Origin of the sequence: Maridesulfovibrio sp., assembly GCF_965230075.1 — a bacterium.
Taxonomy (GTDB): Bacteria; Desulfobacterota; Desulfovibrionia; order Desulfovibrionales; family Desulfovibrionaceae; genus Maridesulfovibrio.
On the sequence record NZ_OZ245945.1, the window covers coordinates 1,761,105 to 1,778,967 of the forward strand.

The 17,863-nt window shown below is 47.0% G+C and carries 16 protein-coding genes; 7 read left to right on the forward strand and 9 right to left on the reverse strand.

Annotation, left to right across the window (positions count from 1 at the left end):
* The first annotated feature begins 37 nt into the window (after window positions 1–37).
* The 5 genes from yajC to ACO05Z_RS07985 all read left to right on the forward strand — a co-directional run bounded on the left by yajC (window position 38) and on the right by ACO05Z_RS07985 (window position 5,684).
* On the forward strand, window positions 38–388 hold the full coding sequence (gene yajC / locus ACO05Z_RS07965; protein WP_015851513.1) for a preprotein translocase subunit YajC: 351 nt from the start codon (window positions 38–40) through the stop codon (window positions 386–388).
* Window positions 389–502: 114 nt separating this feature from the next.
* Window positions 503–2,104, forward strand: a complete 1,602-nt coding sequence (secD, locus tag ACO05Z_RS07970; RefSeq protein WP_421901632.1) for a protein translocase subunit SecD — start codon at window positions 503–505, stop codon at window positions 2,102–2,104.
* Between the two features lie 13 nt (window positions 2,105–2,117).
* Entirely contained in the window at window positions 2,118–3,191 is a 1,074-nt protein-coding gene (gene secF, locus ACO05Z_RS07975; protein ID WP_421901633.1) for a protein translocase subunit SecF, read from the forward strand.
* A gap of 154 nt (window positions 3,192–3,345) precedes the next feature.
* Complete coding sequence (locus ACO05Z_RS07980; RefSeq protein WP_421901634.1) at window positions 3,346–4,158, forward strand: sulfotransferase family 2 domain-containing protein; 813 nt, start codon at window positions 3,346–3,348, stop codon at window positions 4,156–4,158.
* Between the two features lie 374 nt (window positions 4,159–4,532).
* Window positions 4,533–5,684, forward strand: coding sequence for an amino acid permease (locus ACO05Z_RS07985; protein WP_421901635.1), 1,152 nt, complete (start codon window positions 4,533–4,535; stop codon window positions 5,682–5,684).
* Between the two features lie 31 nt (window positions 5,685–5,715).
* Here ACO05Z_RS07985 and ACO05Z_RS07990 read toward each other — a convergent pair whose 3' ends face one another.
* Window positions 5,716–6,954 carry a hypothetical protein gene (locus tag ACO05Z_RS07990; protein ID WP_421901636.1) on the reverse strand — a complete coding sequence of 413 codons (1,239 nt, stop codon included), beginning with the start codon at window positions 6,952–6,954 and terminating at the stop codon, window positions 5,716–5,718.
* 403 nt (window positions 6,955–7,357) lie between these two features.
* On the opposite strand from ACO05Z_RS07990, the gene ACO05Z_RS07995 reads away from it, so the two are divergent.
* Window positions 7,358–9,085, forward strand: coding sequence for an aldehyde ferredoxin oxidoreductase family protein (locus tag ACO05Z_RS07995; protein WP_421901637.1), 1,728 nt, complete (start codon window positions 7,358–7,360; stop codon window positions 9,083–9,085).
* A gap of 61 nt (window positions 9,086–9,146) precedes the next feature.
* Here ACO05Z_RS07995 and ACO05Z_RS08000 read toward each other — a convergent pair whose 3' ends face one another.
* The 8 genes from ACO05Z_RS08000 to ACO05Z_RS08035 all read right to left on the reverse strand — a co-directional run bounded on the left by ACO05Z_RS08000 (window position 9,147) and on the right by ACO05Z_RS08035 (window position 15,381).
* Window positions 9,147–9,608, reverse strand: a complete 462-nt coding sequence (locus ACO05Z_RS08000; RefSeq protein ID WP_421901638.1) for a universal stress protein — start codon at window positions 9,606–9,608, stop codon at window positions 9,147–9,149.
* Between the two features lie 90 nt (window positions 9,609–9,698).
* Window positions 9,699–10,775, reverse strand: coding sequence for an FUSC family protein (locus ACO05Z_RS08005; protein ID WP_421901639.1), 1,077 nt, complete (start codon window positions 10,773–10,775; stop codon window positions 9,699–9,701).
* A gap of 8 nt (window positions 10,776–10,783) precedes the next feature.
* Window positions 10,784–11,206, reverse strand: coding sequence for an HlyD family secretion protein (locus tag ACO05Z_RS08010; protein WP_421901640.1), 423 nt, complete (start codon window positions 11,204–11,206; stop codon window positions 10,784–10,786).
* Window positions 11,161–11,748 carry an HlyD family secretion protein gene (locus ACO05Z_RS08015; protein WP_421901641.1) on the reverse strand — a complete coding sequence of 196 codons (588 nt, stop codon included), beginning with the start codon at window positions 11,746–11,748 and terminating at the stop codon, window positions 11,161–11,163. Before ACO05Z_RS08015 ends, ACO05Z_RS08010 begins: the two co-directional genes overlap by 46 nt.
* A 152-nt stretch (window positions 11,749–11,900) precedes the next feature.
* Entirely contained in the window at window positions 11,901–12,872 is a 972-nt protein-coding gene (locus ACO05Z_RS08020; protein WP_421901642.1) for a 4Fe-4S binding protein, read from the reverse strand.
* Window positions 12,873–12,891: 19 nt separating this feature from the next.
* The gene (rfbD, locus tag ACO05Z_RS08025) at window positions 12,892–13,776 is read right to left on the reverse strand and encodes a dTDP-4-dehydrorhamnose reductase (RefSeq protein WP_421901643.1); all 885 of its coding nucleotides are present in this window, start codon (window positions 13,774–13,776) and stop codon (window positions 12,892–12,894) included.
* Complete coding sequence (gene rfbB / locus ACO05Z_RS08030; protein ID WP_421901644.1) at window positions 13,773–14,795, reverse strand: dTDP-glucose 4,6-dehydratase; 1,023 nt, start codon at window positions 14,793–14,795, stop codon at window positions 13,773–13,775. Before rfbB ends, rfbD begins: the two co-directional genes overlap by 4 nt.
* Window positions 14,796–14,895: 100 nt before the next feature.
* Window positions 14,896–15,381, reverse strand: coding sequence for a tRNA (cytidine(34)-2'-O)-methyltransferase (locus tag ACO05Z_RS08035; protein WP_421901645.1), 486 nt, complete (start codon window positions 15,379–15,381; stop codon window positions 14,896–14,898).
* 769 nt (window positions 15,382–16,150) lie between these two features.
* Between ACO05Z_RS08035 and ACO05Z_RS08040 the strand changes: the two genes are divergently transcribed.
* Window positions 16,151–17,863, forward strand: coding sequence for a ShlB/FhaC/HecB family hemolysin secretion/activation protein (locus ACO05Z_RS08040; protein WP_421901646.1), 1,713 nt, complete (start codon window positions 16,151–16,153; stop codon window positions 17,861–17,863).

Sequence of the window (17,863 nt, forward strand, 5' to 3'; positions counted from 1 at the left end):
TTGTTTTATTCGTACACAGTCTTTTCAGGAGGACGTAATGTTTTTTGCAGATGTCGCACACGCGATGGGTGCAGCCGGACAGCAGGCTCAGGGCGGGCCTATGGGCGCACTTGGTTCTTTTCTCCCCCTCATCCTCATGTTTGCAATTTTCTATTTTCTGCTCATCAGACCGCAGCAGAAAAAAGCTAAAGAGCACAAAGCTATGCTGGATGCAATCCAGAGGGGCGACCGTGTTCTTACCGCAGGCGGTATCTACGGCAGAGTAACTGCTGTGGATGGCGATGAGCTGACCGTTGAGCTTGCTGAAGGCATGCAGGTCAAGGTTGAGAGATCTTTTGTTTCCAACCTCGCCAACCCTGTGAAAAAAGAAGAAAAGAAAGATAAGTAATCTTTTTGTATAGTGAAGCCTATAAGGCAAGTCACTTTTCGGATAAGTCCGTAAGTGCTTGCCTTTTTAGTGTTTTTGTAACCTATCCTAGTTGAATTTATAAAGGGAGAGGAGATGAACGGGAGTCTTCGTTGGAAAATAGTCCTGACCCTGCTTGTTGTTGTGCTTGGAGTTGCTTACCTCCTTCCTTCACTGCCTGGTGTTCAGAATTCGGGAATGGCTCGCTTCCTGCCTGATGACAAAATCAGTTTGGGACTTGACCTTAAGGGCGGTATCCACCTCACACTTGGTGTTGATATGGATAAAGCCATGGATAACAACCTTGCTCGTATGGGAGATGACCTTAAGGCCGTTGCCCGTGAGGAAGGTGTAATTGTTTTGAAGCCTAAAGTGCTCAAGGGTGAGAGAATCGAAGCGGTTCTTCTTAAGGAAGCCCAGAAGGACAAGCTGGAAAAGCTTGTTAAAGACACCTTCGGCAACCTGACCATCCTCAGTACTGCAGTGCAGCCTGACGGCAAAGTCACTTACGTTTTTGCTCCCACTCCGGAATACAAAAAGTACCTGACCAAGCTGACTATGGATCAGGCAATTAAGACCATCCGCAACCGTATTGACCAGTTCGGTGTGGCGGAGCCGGATATCCGTAAGCAGCAGGGCAATCGCATTCAGGTGCAGCTGCCCGGTATGCAGGATCCCGAAAGAGCTATCAAAATCATCGGTAAGACCGCTCACCTCGAGTTCAAACTCGTGGATGAAGTTGCTGACATTGAAAAAGCGCAGAAGGGCATTGTTGCCCCTGGTCGTGAACTCACTATCATCATGCACAGACTCCCCGACGGTTCTTACGTTGAAAAGCCCATTGTTCTTAAAAAAGACGCTATGCTGACCGGTGAATACATCACCGATGCCCAGACCCGTTTTGACCAGTTCAACCAGCCTTACGTCACTCTGAACTTCAATAGCAGGGGCGCAAGAATCTTCGAACGCGTCACCGGTGAGAACATCAAGAAACGCATGGCTATCGTTCTGGACGGAAAAGTTTATTCCGCACCGACCATTCAGGATAAGATTGCAGGTGGACGCGCTTCCATTACCGGTAGTTACACTACTGAAGAAGCTCACGACCTCGCCATTGTCCTTCGCGCAGGTTCACTGCCTGCTCCGGTTAAAATCCTTGAGCAGAGAACAGTTGGTCCTTCCTTGGGACAGGAATCCATTGATAAGGGCATTTCCGCTGCTGTTGTAGGTAGTGCGCTCGTGCTCGTGTTCATGCTCATATACTACGGCTTTGCCGGTTTTGTTGCTGACGTGGTGCTGGTGCTTAACGTTGTCCTGATCCTCGCTGGTCTTGCAGCTTTCGGCGCAACCCTGACCCTTCCCGGTATCGCAGGTATCATCCTGACCATCGGTATGGCTGTTGATGCGAACGTCATCATTTTTGAACGAATACGTGAAGAACTCAGAAGGGGGCTCACTGCCAAGGCCGCTATTGTTGAAGGCTACAGCAGAGCGACCCTGACCATTCTGGATGCAAACATCACCACTGTGATCGCTGCGGTTATTCTTTACCAGTTCGGTACCGGGCCGGTGCGCGGTTTTGCGGTAACTCTTACTCTGGGTATTATTACCTCCATGTTCACCGCTATTTTCGTGACCCGCATCTTGTTTGATCTTTACACCTCCAAGCGTGCCGCTGATGCGCCGCTGAACATTTAAGGAGAGTGAATAAATGGGATTGCAGATAATTAAACCCGATACCAAGATCGATTTTATCGGATTCAAGGCCAAGGCGTTCGTTATTTCCGCTGTGCTGATTCTCCTCGGACTCGGCTCACTGATCATGAACGGCGGCCCCAAGTACGGCATCGACTTTGCCGGCGGTATTGTGGTTCAGGTTAAGTTTGATAAACAAGTAGAAGTGAAGGCCGTTAAAGGTGCTCTCAAGGAAGCCAAGCTTCCCGGACTGGTTGTTCAGAGCTTCGGCCATGATGATGATAATGAGATCCTGCTCAGGACTTCTTCATCCGATATCAGTTCCTCCGAAGTAAGGGATAGAATCTCCACCGGACTTGAATCCGGTATGGATGGTACCGGATTTGAAATTCAGCGTCTGGAAATGGTTGGCCCTAAAGTAGGTGCTGACCTGCGTACAAAGGCTCTTGAAGCTCTGTACTTTGCAGTTCTGCTGATTGCCATCTACATCTCCGGTCGTTTTGAGCAGCGTTGGTTTGCCGCAGCAATCATGGCCGGTGGTCTCTTCGGCGGGATCACTCTGCTGCAGATGCTCGGTATGTCGACCACCGTACTCATCTTCGGCGCGCTGTTCATTACTATTGGATTGTGCTGGTATCTGAAGTTGAACTATGCTTTGGGTGCTATTGTGGCACTTATCCATGATATTATGATCACTGTGGGTATTTTTTCCCTGCTCGGCAAGGAGTTTGACCTGACCATCATCGCAGCCCTGCTGACCATCATCGGTTACTCCCTTAACGATACCATCATCGTTTTTGACCGTATCCGTGAGAACCTGCTCGGCAAGATCAGCGATTGCCTTGCTGATACCATCAACATCAGTATCAACCAGACCCTCAGCAGAACCATTCTTACTTCCGGCACAACCCTGCTGGTTGTTGCGGCTCTGTTTGCTCTGGGCGGCGGCGTTATCCACGATTTCGCCCTTGCACTGCTCATCGGTGTCGGTGTCGGTACTTATTCTTCAATCTTTGTTGCCAGCCCCATCCTTCTCGGATTCGGCCCCAGCAAAATTGAAGATGATGTGGAAGAAGCTGAAGCTGCATAGTTTCAGATACTTTCAGATTGCTTATTTAAGCGGGGACGGTTTAGGCCGTTCCCGCTTTTTTTATGATCATTTTCTGTGAATTGATCTTGTGGGTTGGTTTTGTTAATTTTGGCAGTCGTTAAGGAATGCCTTTTAAGTGAGCTGAGGAGTTGTTTTGCATAGCCCATTCTTTTTTTTGCATATTCCCAAAACTGCGGGAACGACATTAAACCACATCTTTGCAGCCAGATTTCCCGAAGAATCAATTTGTTCTGTATACACCAAAGAAGAGAATGAGTTCTTAAAGAATATCAGTGCTGAAGAACTGGACCGTATCCAGCTTGTTCAAGGGCATATTTTTGTTCATGATTTCGATGAGTTTTTCTCCGGTTTTTTGGGCAAATATGCATTTACATTTCTTCGCGATCCTGTTGCGCGGGTCATTTCGGAATATAACTTTTTGCGGACCTGGCCGGATAATCATCTTTACCGTTATTTGAATGATGAGAAAGTTTCATTGACCGAATATGTCAGCAGCCAGCGCCCTGAGCTTATATATAGAGGTAAGAATTTAATGACCCGATCTCTTTGCGGTGCTGTTGATGACGGTAGAAGCATGCTTGAGCGGGCAATGGAGAACTTGCAGAGATTGCACCTTTTTGGGCTTACTGAACGTTTTGACGAAAGCCTGCTGATGCTGAAAAGGATGATGAATCTTGAGAATATTTTGTATGAAAAGCATAATGTTAGGAAGAAGCGGAGCAAAGTAACCGAGGAAGAACTTGCTGTTATCAAAGAGTATAACAGTCAGGATATTCAGCTTTACGATTTTGCTGTTGAGCTCTTTGAGCAGCGGGTTAATGAATTGGGTGATGATTTTAAGAGTGAGCTGTCTTTGTTTAAAAAAATGAATGAACGTTACCAGCGGATAGCTGCGCTTCTTATGGAGCAGAATAAAGATGATGAAGATTTCATTTATGGCAAATAGAATCTGGGTTTAGATAACTTGCTTTGATTTTTTATGTTTGGTTAATGTTTTTATTAACGGGAGTTCTTTTGGGGATTCCCTTTTTTAGTCTGTAATTCGGTTGCTATTGATTATTTATTAAAATTTGCATCATTAAATTTTGCTATTCTTAAATATATTGCAAATTATTGCGATAAGAGTATGGTTTCCCGTAAGGGGATGACGGCAACAGTCCGTCTTTTTAATTTCTGGTTTAGATTCATACTCCGTTCTTAGTCCTGCGTGCTTGTTTCTACCCGTCTGCATATATTCTGTTCATAGCCATAATCGGCTTTTTACCTGCTTTCCTTGTGGAATGCGGGGCTTTCTTTGTTTCATTTTTTAAGGAGATTGTTTTGAATACTAAGATGATCGGTGCCATTAGTGTGGTTGCCGGAACCTCTATTGGTGCAGGTATGCTCGGCCTGCCTATTACCCTTGGGAGTTTAGGTTTTGCTACCGGGGCAAGTGCGCTCGTGTTTATGTGGATTGTGGCTTCTTACTCCGCTTTGATGCTTCTGGAAATCAATCTGGAGTTTGGGAAGGGAGTTAATTTTAACTACATGACCCGTAAAATTCTCGGACGCACCGGGCAATTGATAGGTACCGGGAGTGTATTCTTTTTATTATATTGTCTGATTGTCGCTTATTTAAGCGGTCTGGGAGGGCTTGTTTCCAACGCAACAGGGCTTGATGCGCGTATGGGGACTGCCATATTTACGGCTATAAGTATTGTTGTGCTTGTCGCTGGAACCCATTTTGTGGTTCAGGCAAATAAGTTTCTTTTCATTGGTATGATCGTTGCAATGCTGGCTAGTTTTGTTGCTTTGGGCGGTCATATGGATATGAACTATCTGTCTCAGGGGAATCCTACTCCAGCAGCCTTATTTGTTACTCTTCCGGTTCTCATTACCTCTTTCGGTTACCATGTTTGTATTCCAAGTATTGTGAGCTATATCGGTGAGGACAAGAAGGGCCTTATTCGTATTCTGGTTATTGGTGGAGCCGTGCCCAGCTTATGTTACCTCCTTTGGCTGTTATTGTCGCTGGGTAGTACAACCCCGGCTCAACTGGCAGCAATGAGCAATGTTGATGCCTTGGTGGAATTGATTAGTGGTGGAATCGGCTGGGTCAAAACCATTGTTTCTGTTTTTGCGACCCTTGCACTGGTAACATCCTTTTTCGGTGTTTCATTGAGTCTCTTTGACCTTGTTGCCGAAACCTTCAAGCGTAAAGATGACAGCATGGGGCGCACCGGGACCAGTCTGATTGTCTTTGTCCCGCCGCTAATAGCATCTTTAATGGCTCCGGACGGCTTCATTGCCGCACTGGCGCATGCAGGGGCAGCATTCACAGTTATCGCGGTTCTGCTTCCGTGTATTATGATCTGGAAAATGCGCGCGGCAGGGCTGAATCAGAAGTTCAGGGCTTTTGGCGGGCGTCCGGCAATTGTTGCCAGCTTTCTATGCGGGATGGCGATCATTCTCGCAAACTACGTTCATGCATAAAAAAAAGGGGCCCGTTTGGGGCCCTTTTTTGTTAGTAGCGGAAAATCCAAGGCAGGATGATGACCGAGAATCCGGTCCATATTGCGTAGAATGGCAGATATCGGGCAAGGCTTGTTTCAATATCGTCCAGTGATCCTTTGCCGGAATGGTAGCGCAGGTAGCCCAGCCCCATAGCTGCAAGGTTGCCGAAAGTAACCAGATTGGAGCCAAGGACACTTAGACGGTTTGCAGTCAGACCGAATTCAAACACTCGCCAGCCGATGGCACAAATGCCTAAGATATCGAGGATTACAGTTGCCACAACCATAAGGCTGATTATAGCTGTTGTTAATTTCCCGGATTCCTTCTCACCGCGTCCGGTCAGGGTAAATATGGCCGTTGCCAGAACGCAGAGTAGCAGGATGTTGTAGGTGAGCAGGGTGTCCCGGTCCTGAAATAGCTCAGCAGTATTCCAAGCCATCGCTCCCATGTAGCATAATATGAGTACCAGTAGTAGCGGTGAGAATATTCGGGCTAGCAGGGGAACCAGTTTTCGGGCTGCTGAATAGGTGTCCGTAGCCCAAGCTGCTACAAGCGGGATAGATGCGGCGCCGTATATAGCCAGATCTTCAATTATCCAACTTTTATTCAGGTTCAGTATGTCCAGCAAACCGGAGGTCAGCAGAAGCAGTATCCCCCCTCCAAGAAATAATAATCCGGAATGAATTATCCATTCTCCACTGAATCGCAGGTATTCAATACGTTGTTCTGTGGAACGCCAGTCCTCACTCGTACGGCTGAGTCCGTAAAGAGTCCAAAGTAGGAGTGGCAGGTTCAAGCATGCCAAAGCATAGGTGTCGTCCCATCCTTTAGGGATTAAAAATATGATTAAACCCAGAGCAACGCTGACTCCAAGTCCGATTACAGCAAGCTTATGAGGCCAGTTGCGCATGTGCATGGTATAAAGGAACATGGCTGTCAGCGGGATTACAGAGACCATCCAGCCGAGCAGTTCATAGTTATCCCGATTAGTCCAATCCGGAAGCTTTAATAGAGTTCCGGCCAGAAAGCAGAGTAGGAGCATTATGGTCAGATCGATAGTGGAGAGGGTGGTGGCTTTAGGGGGGGAGTACTCAAGGCGTGCCTGCCATGCGCGAAACAGGAGTGAGTCCTTTTGATCAGCAAATGCTTCCTGATAATCCTTTTTAAAGTGCTTAGGGTTGTCTCGATAGATTTGTTCCAGAGTTTCAGGTTCTGCTATGGCTTCCCTTATCTTTGATTCGATGCTCATAATTTTTCCTTCATAACGAATGTTGGGTGGGATCAGTGATTATTATTGCCGAAAATATTCTTAAGATGAGCATCTCGTCAATCTCTGATGAAAAAATGCAATTTTATAATGTTGTAGATTTTATTTGTGTAATTTTTACTTAATGGCGAAATTTTAATGTAGTGAGATTGTTTTATGTTGTCGTGGTGATGTAGTAGTCAAAGATGTTGATGCTTTTTTGCAACAAAATAACTAAATATGTCAAAAAAGATATAATAATAAGTTATGTGCTTCGGGGGATATAATTTAAAATCTTTGACAAGAATGCGCGCAGGTATATAATTGGTCCACTTATTAACAAGATGGATTTATTTAAGAACGAAGGTTGTTTTTACTAATTTTTCAAAATTTATAGGTGGTTATTATGCCAAGAATCCTCAGAATTAATACTCGCACCAAAGAATTCAAATTTGAAGAACTCGGTGATTACGCAGGTCTCGGCGGACGCGCCCTTACTTCCAGAGTCGTAAACACAGAAGTTCCCGGCGATTGTCATCCTCTTTCCGCAGAAAACAAGCTCGTATGGGCTGCCGGTATTCTCGCAGGTTCCGGTGCTGCCAATTCCGGTAGACTCTCCTGCGGTGCCAAGTCTCCCCTGACCGGCGGTATCAAAGAAAGTAACTCCGGTGGTCAGTTCGCACAGGTTCTGCCCCGTCTTGATATTCTGGCAATTGTCTTCGAAGACAAGCCCGAAATGGACGCTCCTTTCTCTATTGTTGAAATTTGCGCAGACCGTGTAGAGTTCAAAGACGCGACTCCCATCGTAGGCATGGACAACTATCCTGCACACGAAGAACTCAAAAAAATGTACGGCGACAAGGCTGTTACCGCTCTGGCAGGACCTGCCGGTGAACAGTGTCTCGCTGCATCCACCATCCAGTTTTCCGATCCTCATCTGAATCCTGCACGTTCCGCAGGTCGTGGCGGCATGGGCGCGGTCATGGGTTCCAAAAAGGTTAAGGCTGTTGTCCTTGATCCTGAAGCTAAAGGCCGCATCAAGCCTGTTAATGAAGATGCTTTCAAGGTTGCACGTAAGCGTTGGCTCGAAATCCTCATGGGCCACCCCGTAACCAGCGAAGGTCTGCCCGCATTCGGTACCGCTATCCTCGTTAACATCATTAACGAAGCAGGCGCACTGCCCACCAAGAACTTCCGCTATGGTCGTTTTGACGATGTTGCAGAGATCTCTGGTGAAAAAATCGCTGAAGTTATCGAATCCCGTGGTGGTAAGACCAAAGAAGGTTGTCATACTGGTTGTGTTATCCAGTGCTCGCAGCGCTACAATGACAAAGACGGTAACTACCTGACCTCCGGTTTTGAATACGAAACCGTTTGGGGCTTCGGCGCAAACTGCCTGATCAAAGACATTGACGATATCGCCACCATGGACCGTATCTGTGACGAAAAAGGTATCGATACCATTGAAATGGGTTGTACCATGGCTGTTGCAATGGATGGCGGTGTTCTCGAATGGGGCGACAGTAAAGCAGGTATCGAGCTGCTCAAGAAAATCGGTTCTTCCGATGCCATGGGCCGCATCATCGGTAACGGTGCTGACTTCGCAGGTCAGGCTTTCGGCGTAGACCGTATTCCCACTGTTAAAGGTCAGGGGCTGCCCGCATACGATCCTCGCTCCGTAAAGGGTGTTGGCGTTACCTACGCAACTACCCCCATGGGCGGTGACCACACTGCCGGTTACGCCGTAGCTACCAACATCCTCAAGGTTGGTGGTGATGTTGATCCCCTTTCCAAGGAAGGCCAGATCGAACTTTCCAAGAACCTCCAGATTGCTACCGCAACTATTGACGGTCTCGGCCTTTGTCTGTTCGTAGCATTCGCAGTTCTGGATACCGAAGATGCAGTTCAGTGCATGTGTGACCTCGTTGCCGCAACACACGGCATCGAATTCACCGCTGATGATTTCATCGCCCTCGGCGTGAACACCCTTAAGGACGAACTTGAGTTCAACCGCAAGGCCGGCTTCACCAAGAGCGACGACCAGCTGCCCCGTTTCTTCAGCGAAGAAAAGCTTGAGCCCCATGACACTGTCTGGGAATACACTGTTGAAGAACTTCAGGCTGCTAAAGTCTAAAGCTGCTTAAAGTAAGAAATGAGTTAAGCCCGGTTGAGAAATTCTCAGCCGGGCTTAATTTTTATGTGTTCTTGATTACATGTACTGAAACCGGGGACTGCTTGATTACCTGATCTGCAACACTTCCAATAACATCAGGAGCGGAGTTTTTCTTCTCGCGTCCCAGACCGTGGCTTGAAATGACAATCAGGTCTGCATTTTCCTTTTCCACATGCTTGATGATGTTTGTTACCGGATCACCCAGAGTTAACCGTATCTCAATCAACGGACAGCTGCGCAGTTCTTCTTCACAGAGTTTATTGAGGGCTTTTCTGGCCTTTTCAACTTCCCAGTCCCGGAAGTCGTTAAGCCTGTCCTGATCAGGGTAGTTACCGTATGCGGGAAAGTAGGAGCAAAGATCAATTGTGGAGTAGAGCACCACAACCTTAGCCCCGTAAAGGGTGGACAGGGAAACCACTTCATCTATTGATTCTCGTGAGTAGCGCGACAGGTCCGTTGGCCACAGGATAGTTTTCACTGACATATGTACCTCCATTTTTTGAAATGGAATTAATATCTACTCATAATATAAGTTCTGGTTGTAAAATTAAAAGAGCGCTGAGCCTGTATGTTCTTATTCTGGCTGTTTTTGGGTGGGGTCGTCTTTTTCAAAGAGTGCATGAATTATGTTCCAGAGAATAAGCGCGGCAAGGATGCCGCATAAACGGGTAATAGGCGGTTGGAGTTCCGTTCCCGGTCCAAGACCCTGCACGAGTGTTAAAGTGAGGGCTATGCCTCCCTGTAACCCCATGTATGAGCATCGCGGGTCTCCATGGTCGATGTAGGAAAAGATAAAGATCAGGACCCAGTAAAGTGCACCCCACGTAATCAGATAATGTCCTGCAGGGCTTCCAAGCAGGATGAGTCCGATACTCCCCCCGGTTGTGCAGCCTATTATACGTAGAATACCTTTGTGCCATGACTGCATAGGGTCAGGTTGGAGCAGGATCAGCGAAGTTACTCCGATCTGCAGTACTCCCGGCAGGTCCAGCCATTTCCAGATCAGCGGCACTGAAACCATAGCCAAGGCGAGGCTTATGGCTTGTTTGACCAATTCTGATTCCTGTTCAGGGGACATTTTACTTTTAGTGGGGCTATTCGTGGTCGGTTTAACTGATTCCGGTGATGTGGGATTAACAATGGCGCTCATGATGATGGCCATGATTGTCCCGAGGCTGATTTCAAAAGTGCGGTAAAAAGCAAAGTTGAATATTGATTCCGGTATTACCAGCCCGGCAATGGAAAGCAGTACAATCATAAATCCGGCCATTACCCATGCATAGCTGTCCCAGCCTCTGGTATCGGATACAATTACCGTAGCTATGGAAGTAAAAAAGATAATGCACAGGATAGCAAAGACATTGTCAATAAATGTTCCGAGTAGAATCAAGGATAGTATGCATCCGCCGATAGTTCCGGCTATGCGTAGCGCACCTTTGACTAGGGATGCATCATAGCTGGAGCGTGAAACCACCAGTGCTGAAATTCCGGACCAATACGGCTTATCCAGATTAAGCCAGTTGGCGATCAGTACTGCCCCCAATGCTGCAGAGGCAGCCCCAAGTGCACAGCGGGCTTGTTCTTTGTTGAAACTTTGTAGTTCCTTGGCAATTCCTTGCCTAAATTCTTTGATGACTATGGCGGCGTGCATTGCTGACCTCAATAATAAACAACAGTCCGGGCATCGGAGCCGCTGAGCAGTCTTGCTCCATGTGGATTCTTGATTTTGATGCGTACGGGAAAGCGGCGGGACAGTCTGATCCAGTTTGTTTTCGGTTCTACGTAAGGCAGCAGTTTACCGGTAACCGGACTGCGTGAAACTCCGCGGGCAACGCCTTGAACTTCGCCATCAAAAAGGTTCCATGGATAATTATCCAGATGTACGGTTACATGCTGTCCGGGTTTGATGTGCCGGACCAGTTGTTCCCGGTAATTGGCAATGACCCGCCAGTCTTCATCTGACACTACAGCCATGATCGGCTGGCCGACTTTTGCATAATCTCCGGGTTTAATGTCCAAGGCGGTGATAAAGCCGTTTACTGGCGCATACAGTCTGGTGTGTTCGGTTTGGAATTCAGCCATATCAATTGGGCCTGTGCATGGCGCACATCATGTGTCTGGGCCTCTACGGAAGCTTTAGCTTCATCAACTTCTGATTCTGCTTCTTTATGCTTGTCCAAAGCTTTGCGATAGGCTTCCAGCTTTTCATCGTAGGCCTGTTGTGAGACGGTTCTTGATTTGATTAGTTTACGAAATCTTTGTTCTGTCGTCTTAGCCAGTGTGAGGGCTGCTTCGCTTTCCTTGAATATTGCTTCTGCCGCATTCAGGTTTTTCTTTTGTGCCGCCAGTTTTGATCTGGACTGATCCAGTCTTGCTTGCGAACTGCTAAGATTGATTTGAAATGGTGTAGGGTCAATGACAGCCAGTAGATCGCCTTTGTTGACCTGTTGGTTGTCCTTTACGGGTATAAGCTGGATATGTCCTTCCACACGTGGAGCCATGCGGATGATGTCTGTTTCCAGATACGCGTCATCTGTGTAAGCTGCAAAATATGTTGAAATCCAATATACAAAGAGAAGAAATAGAGCTGTGAAAAGTAATTTGAAGACTGTTTTGCGGTTCATGCTTGTCCCCTGAATCAGGTTAAGTCCGGTGTGCTGGGATTTGCTCGGTAGATATATGTTATGCGCAATATAGCACAACAATAAAAAAACGGCACCTCTCAACCATAGTGGTTGTGAGGTGCCGTTATACATCTTGAATTATTGCTGTAGTGCTACATCATCATGTAATATTTGCGGAGCATCTCCAGCGGGTAAGGAGAATCCCAGTGGTTGGTGAACTTGGCCGCTGCGTAGTAGACTAACAGGATCACCAATGATCCGGCTGCAATTACATACCACGGCAGTTTGACCTTGCTTAAGCGGTCGGTGACGTTCAGGCACCCATCCACGGGACAGGCGTTGATGCATTGTGTACAGCCCACGCATTCTGCTGAATTTATGGTCTGCTTCAGGTCTACTTCAATTCCGCCGGGGCAGGCCTTATTGCACTTCCCGCAGCTGATGCACTTATCTTCGTCCCGTTTGATAGCGATGGGGGATACTTTAGCAAGAATTCCCAGCAAAGCCCCATAAGGGCAGAGGAAGCGGCACCAGAAATAGGGAATGAAGATACCCAATACCAATATAGCCCCGACAATCAGGGCCGCAGTCATGCTCATATCAATAAAGAAGAGCATCATTTTTGCTTCAGCTGTGAAATTGTAAGGGGAATGGATAAAGGCATCGAGTTCACGCCCGCCCATTTTAAAAATAGCAATCACGAAAAAGGCTAAGGCAATGTATTTGGGCATAAGCATCCCGAATTCAATCTTGCCTTTGATTGTGACGGTCTTGCCTATTCTGCGGCCTATTTTGTTGAGCAGGTTGTGGATGAATCCTACCGGACAGAGATAACCGCAGAATCCCTTGCGAACGATTAAACTCATGACCAGAATCGCAATAAAGATGGTCAGTCCCGCGGGGTGGACTTCATCGAATATGCCCTTGGTGAAGAGCTGTTTCAGGGAAAGCAGGGCGCTGATGGGCAGGAAGCCTTCAACTGCTCCTGGTTTGGTCACGGCAATGTCTGAATTGCCGATCATCCATTGGTAGAAAAGATAAAAGCGGTATCCCACCCAGATGCAGAACAGAGTCATGGCACACTGAATGGAATCCCGCAGCAGTTCAGGGGATATTTTTTTCATTTTTCCTTTGCCGGGAAGATTAATCTTCCTGATGGTCTTTCAGGTCGTTGTAAACATAGTCCCTAAGAGCCTGTACCCACGGGCGCGGGGTTGTCCCGGTTACCTCGGTGAACTTGGAGGTGTCTAGGACTGAGTAGGGCGGTCTGGTGGCCTTGGTGGGGTAGGCGGATGTGGGGACAGGGTCGACCCGGCAATTGATGGCACAGCTGTTGATGGCCTCGGTGGCCAGTTCGCACCAGCTTGCCTTGCCGGAGTTGACTACATTGAAAATTCCCTTGGCTTCGTTCTTGAGCAGCTCAATAGAGTAATCAGCAAGGTCCGGGGTGTAGGTCGGAGAACCGGCTTGATCATGCACAACAGTCAGGCTTTCACGTTCTTTGGCAAAGTTCAGGATTTTGTGTACAAAATTGGTTTTGTGCGGTCCGAAGAGCCATGCCGTGCGGATGATCAGGATCTCATCGTAATCAAGCTCGCCTAGTCGTTCTTCGCCAGCCAGTTTGGTCTCACCGTATACGGATTGAGGATTTGTGCGGTCCTCTTCCGAGTAGGGTGAGTCTTTTTTACCGTCAAAGACAAAGTCAGTGCTGTAGTGGATCAGCTTGATATTGAATTGCTTGCAGAGTCTGCCCAGAGTGGCGGGCAGGGTGGTGTTCAGCAGGTGGGCGTTGTTTTCTTCGTCTTCAGCAAGATCGACCATGGTGTAGGCCACAGTGTTGAAGATGAAGTCCGGTTCTTCCCTTTCCAGCAGCGCGGTTAGGGATTCCTCGTTCAGGGGGTCAAAGTCGGAGCGGGACAGGGGAACAGTTATTACTTCCTGAGTCTGCAATTTTTCAGTGAGGCTTTGTCCAAGAAGTCCGGTGCGTCCGCCGAGGATTACGGCTTTTTTACCTGCTAAATCAATCATTTTCGTTCTCCGTACCACTGGTCCATGAATTCGCGGTAAGCTCCGCTGCGCACGTCTTCAAGCCATTGACCGTTGGTCTGGTACCATTCGATGGTTTTGCGGATTCCTTCGTCAAAGGTCACTGCCGGGGCGAAGCCAAGTTCTTTTTCAGCCAGTGAATAGTCCATGGCATATCGCATGTCGTGTCCGGGCCTGTCTTTGACATAAGTTATGAGTGACTCATCTTTTCCAAGAATTGTCAGAAGTTCTTTGACCAGCTCAAGGTTGGTTTTCTCGGCGGCCCCACCGAAGTTATAGGCCTTGCCGGGTTGCCCTTTGACTAGGGTCAGTTCCACTCCGGTGCAGTGGTCGTCAACGTAGATCCAGTCCCTGATGTTGGAGCCGTCCCCGTAAATGGGCAGGCTTTCACCTGCTGTTGCTTTAATAAACATAAGCGGGATGAGCTTTTCCGGGAACTGGTAGGGACCGTAGTTGTTGGAGCAACGGGTGATGGAAACGGGAAATTTGTAAGTCTCGAAGTAAGCCCGGGCCATGAGGTCCGCTCCGGCCTTGGAGGCGGAGTAGGGACTGTTGGGTTCGAGGGGATTCTCTTCGCTGAAGGCCGGATCGTTAGGGCTGAGGGTGCCGTATACCTCATCAGTGGAGACGTGGACGAATTTTTCAATTCCGGCATTGCGCGCGCATTCCATCATGTTTTGAGCACCAAGGGTATTGGTGGTCAGGAAGGGGGCGGGATCATTGATGGAGCGGTCTACATGTGATTCAGCCGCAAAGTTGACCACAGCATCAATTTTGTAGTCGTGCAGCACGGAGGTTACAAATTCCTTATCGCAGATGTCACCATGAAGGAAGGTGTAGCCGGATTCATCATCCTGCTCCAGTTCAAGCAGGTTCTTGCGGTTTCCGGCGTAGGTCAGCTTATCAAGGTTGAACAGTTTCCAGTCTGGATGCCGTTCTTTCATTAGGTAAATAAAGTTGGTCCCGATAAAACCGCATCCACCGGTAATAAGAAGTCGCATAGATTCTCCGCTGATGATTAAAATTCAAGGGCGAACATACCTGTTGCCGCAGTGTTATGCAAGAAAGTGCAGTGTGCAAATTGATGTGCAGTGACGGTGTTTATTTAAAGGAAACCTCTGCATCCAGACAGGATAAAGCTTGGTAGAGAATGATCCCCGCAGATGTGGAAAGGTTCAGGCTGCGCACATTGTCAGTGGTGGGAATGTTCACAGCATGTTGGAATTCATCAAACATCCATTCCGGCAAGCCACGCGTCTCCGGGCCAAGCACAAGATGGTCCCCGGGAAGGAATTTAAAATCGAAAAGATGAGTTCCCCTTTTGGCACTGGTGGTGACCAATCTTTGGGGCTTTGCGTTCTCTTTGTACTCCTGCCAGTTTTTCCAAACCAAGAGTTTCACTTTGGGCCAATAGTCCAGCCCGGCTCGTTTGAGGTGTTTGTCGGAAATGGAAAAGCCCAGCGGCTCGATAAGGTGAAGCTGGGTATCTGTTCCGGCACAGAGTCTTGCAATGTTTCCGGTATTGGGTGGAATTTCAGGCTCAAAGAGAACTATACTGAAAGGATTAGTAAATTTTTCCTGTGTCATGGCTGGAATCGATAGCAGGAGAATATGCTTAGGGCAATCCCTCAATCGGGATTAAAAATCGGGCATAAAAAAATGTCCGGATCAATCGCGGGAGGGAGGCAGAATCGCTTTTGTATATAATTCTTTTCTAAGCTGTTCGTTTCTACCGTTTCCTGCACTCGCCTATCAGTCCAGAACATTTTTCTAAAGATGGGGTGAAGAACGACTCGTATGTTTAATGGCTGTTGCCTGAAATTTAATTTTGTTTAGTCTGTTCTTTTTGTCCGTCTTGATTATTTATTAGCAGAATGCGTGCCATATTTTATGTGTAGTGAGTAACTGCTTCGAATGGTGAATCTTTTTATTTGGAATGTGGAGTAAGGGATTTGGAGGAGCTTTGAGTTGTCACAAAATAGACGGATTTTTGGCAGCTATTTTGATGAAATTGTCAAAGCTGAAATACAAAATTGTAGGAAGAAAAAAGGGACTGCGAGGGAAATGAGACTGGTCGGCATCAAACAAGGCTCCATTTAGGGATAGGGCTTCAAAGTCAGCGTTTCTGTAGCTTGTTCTTCTTGTTATGAATAAAAGATAAATAAACGCGATCAAAACAGTATGTTGTTCAGATATGCATGCAATTAGTTGACGCTATACTAATTAATGATATAACGAAATGCAGTCTTATTAAGTTAACTTAATTATTGTTGAGTCTTGTCGTTGATGCTCTAGCTGAGGTTGTTTGCAAGAATTTTCGTTCTCATATTGATTTTGTAGGGATAGGTTGGTTGCAGTGTCTGTTAAGGGTCGGTTGTTCTTCTTTTTGTGTCTATTAGGCGTGTTTTGCATTGTTTCGGTTAGTCATGCTGAAACTGTCCCCATTCCTTCCAGAGACCGTATTGATAATTTGGATAGAGTTTTTGAAGTCCCTGAGCCTAAATCCAGTCCGGAGCTTGTCTTTCCTGAGATGAAAGGGACAAAAGCTCCGCCCTCAGTTGAGGGGATGTTTATTTTTCTGAATCGGATTGAGATTACTGGAAATACTGTCTTCACAACTGAAGAGCTACTTGCTCCTTATAAAAATCTTTTTAATACGAAGATCCCTGCGAAAAAGGTTTTTGAAATATCTCAAGAGCTGACAGTAAAATATGGGAAAGCTGGCTACGTCCTTTCAAATGTTGTCGTTCCTCGTCAGGATGTTGATGAGGAAGACGCGGTCGTTAAGCTTATTGTTACTGAAGGTTACGTGGATAATGTAGACTATGAAGGGGACGAAGAGCTGCTTGCGAAGATGCAGGGCCGGCTCGAATATGCTGAGAATGAGATCATATCAAGTAGGCCCGCAAACGTTCGTAAAGTAATACGGGCATTACTTATTTTACGGGATATCCCCGGCTTAAAACTGTCGTCGACTTTATCTGCATCAGAGGCTCATTCCGGTGCTGCCAATCTTACCATTAGGCTTGAGCAGAAATATGTAGATGGTTCTGCAAAGGTCGATAACCGAGGTACGGATTCAGCTGGTCCTGTTCAGTATACCGCATCATTTAATTTTAATGGGCTCACCGGAGTAGGGAGTCAGGATAGGATTACTTACAGGCAGGCTGATCAGGCGCAAGAATATCTAAATATTTTTTATGAGCACTCGCATCAGCTTGAAAGCGGTACCCGTCTTTATGGCTCATTTGCCTATGGTGCCAGTGACAAACTGGACAACGATTTTACCAAAATTTTTGACTATGAGAGTAAAAGTGAAACCTTGAAGTTGGGGTTGAGCTATCCGATTATCCGTCAGCGGGAAAAGAACCTTTCCTTCGAATTGGATTTCGAATCCCGTAACAGTTATTCCTACATTCTTTCCGAAACCAACAGTAAAGATCGTGTGCGTAAACTGCGTGCTGGATTCAACTGGGATGCCATTGATTCAACTGGAGGTATGACTCAGGTTCTGGGTGGAATTACCACTGGGCTTGATGTCTTCGGTGCTACAAATTTTTCTCCAAGTTCTTCACGTAGTAATGTCCCGGCAAATTCTTTTAAATTCAATCTTTATGCGTCACGCACGCAGAATCTTCCCTATCAGTTTTCTTTATATGCCGCTGTAGATTCGCAGTGGGCTGAAGTTCCTCTTTATTCAGGGGAGGAATTTGCCGTTGGTGGCACTGGTTTTGGTCGGGCCTATGATTCCGGAGCAATCAGTGGTGAAGTCGGTTGTTCAGCCATAGGTGAGATTCGCAGGAACTTCCAACTCCATGAAAAGATTACCATTCAGCCTTATGCCTTTATGGATTGGGGTTGGGTAAAAAATGTGAAGCCTGCCGCAGGAACAGAAAAGGAATCCGACCTTGCGTCACTTGGGGCCGGAATGCGTTTTTATCCGACAATTCCTTCAATGCTTGGTGATGACCGAATTTATTTGGATGTGCAGTGGGCCAGACCATTGGTCAAATTACCGGGTGTTCATCTCGTAGATAATATCTTCTTCAACTTCACATATTCATTTTAA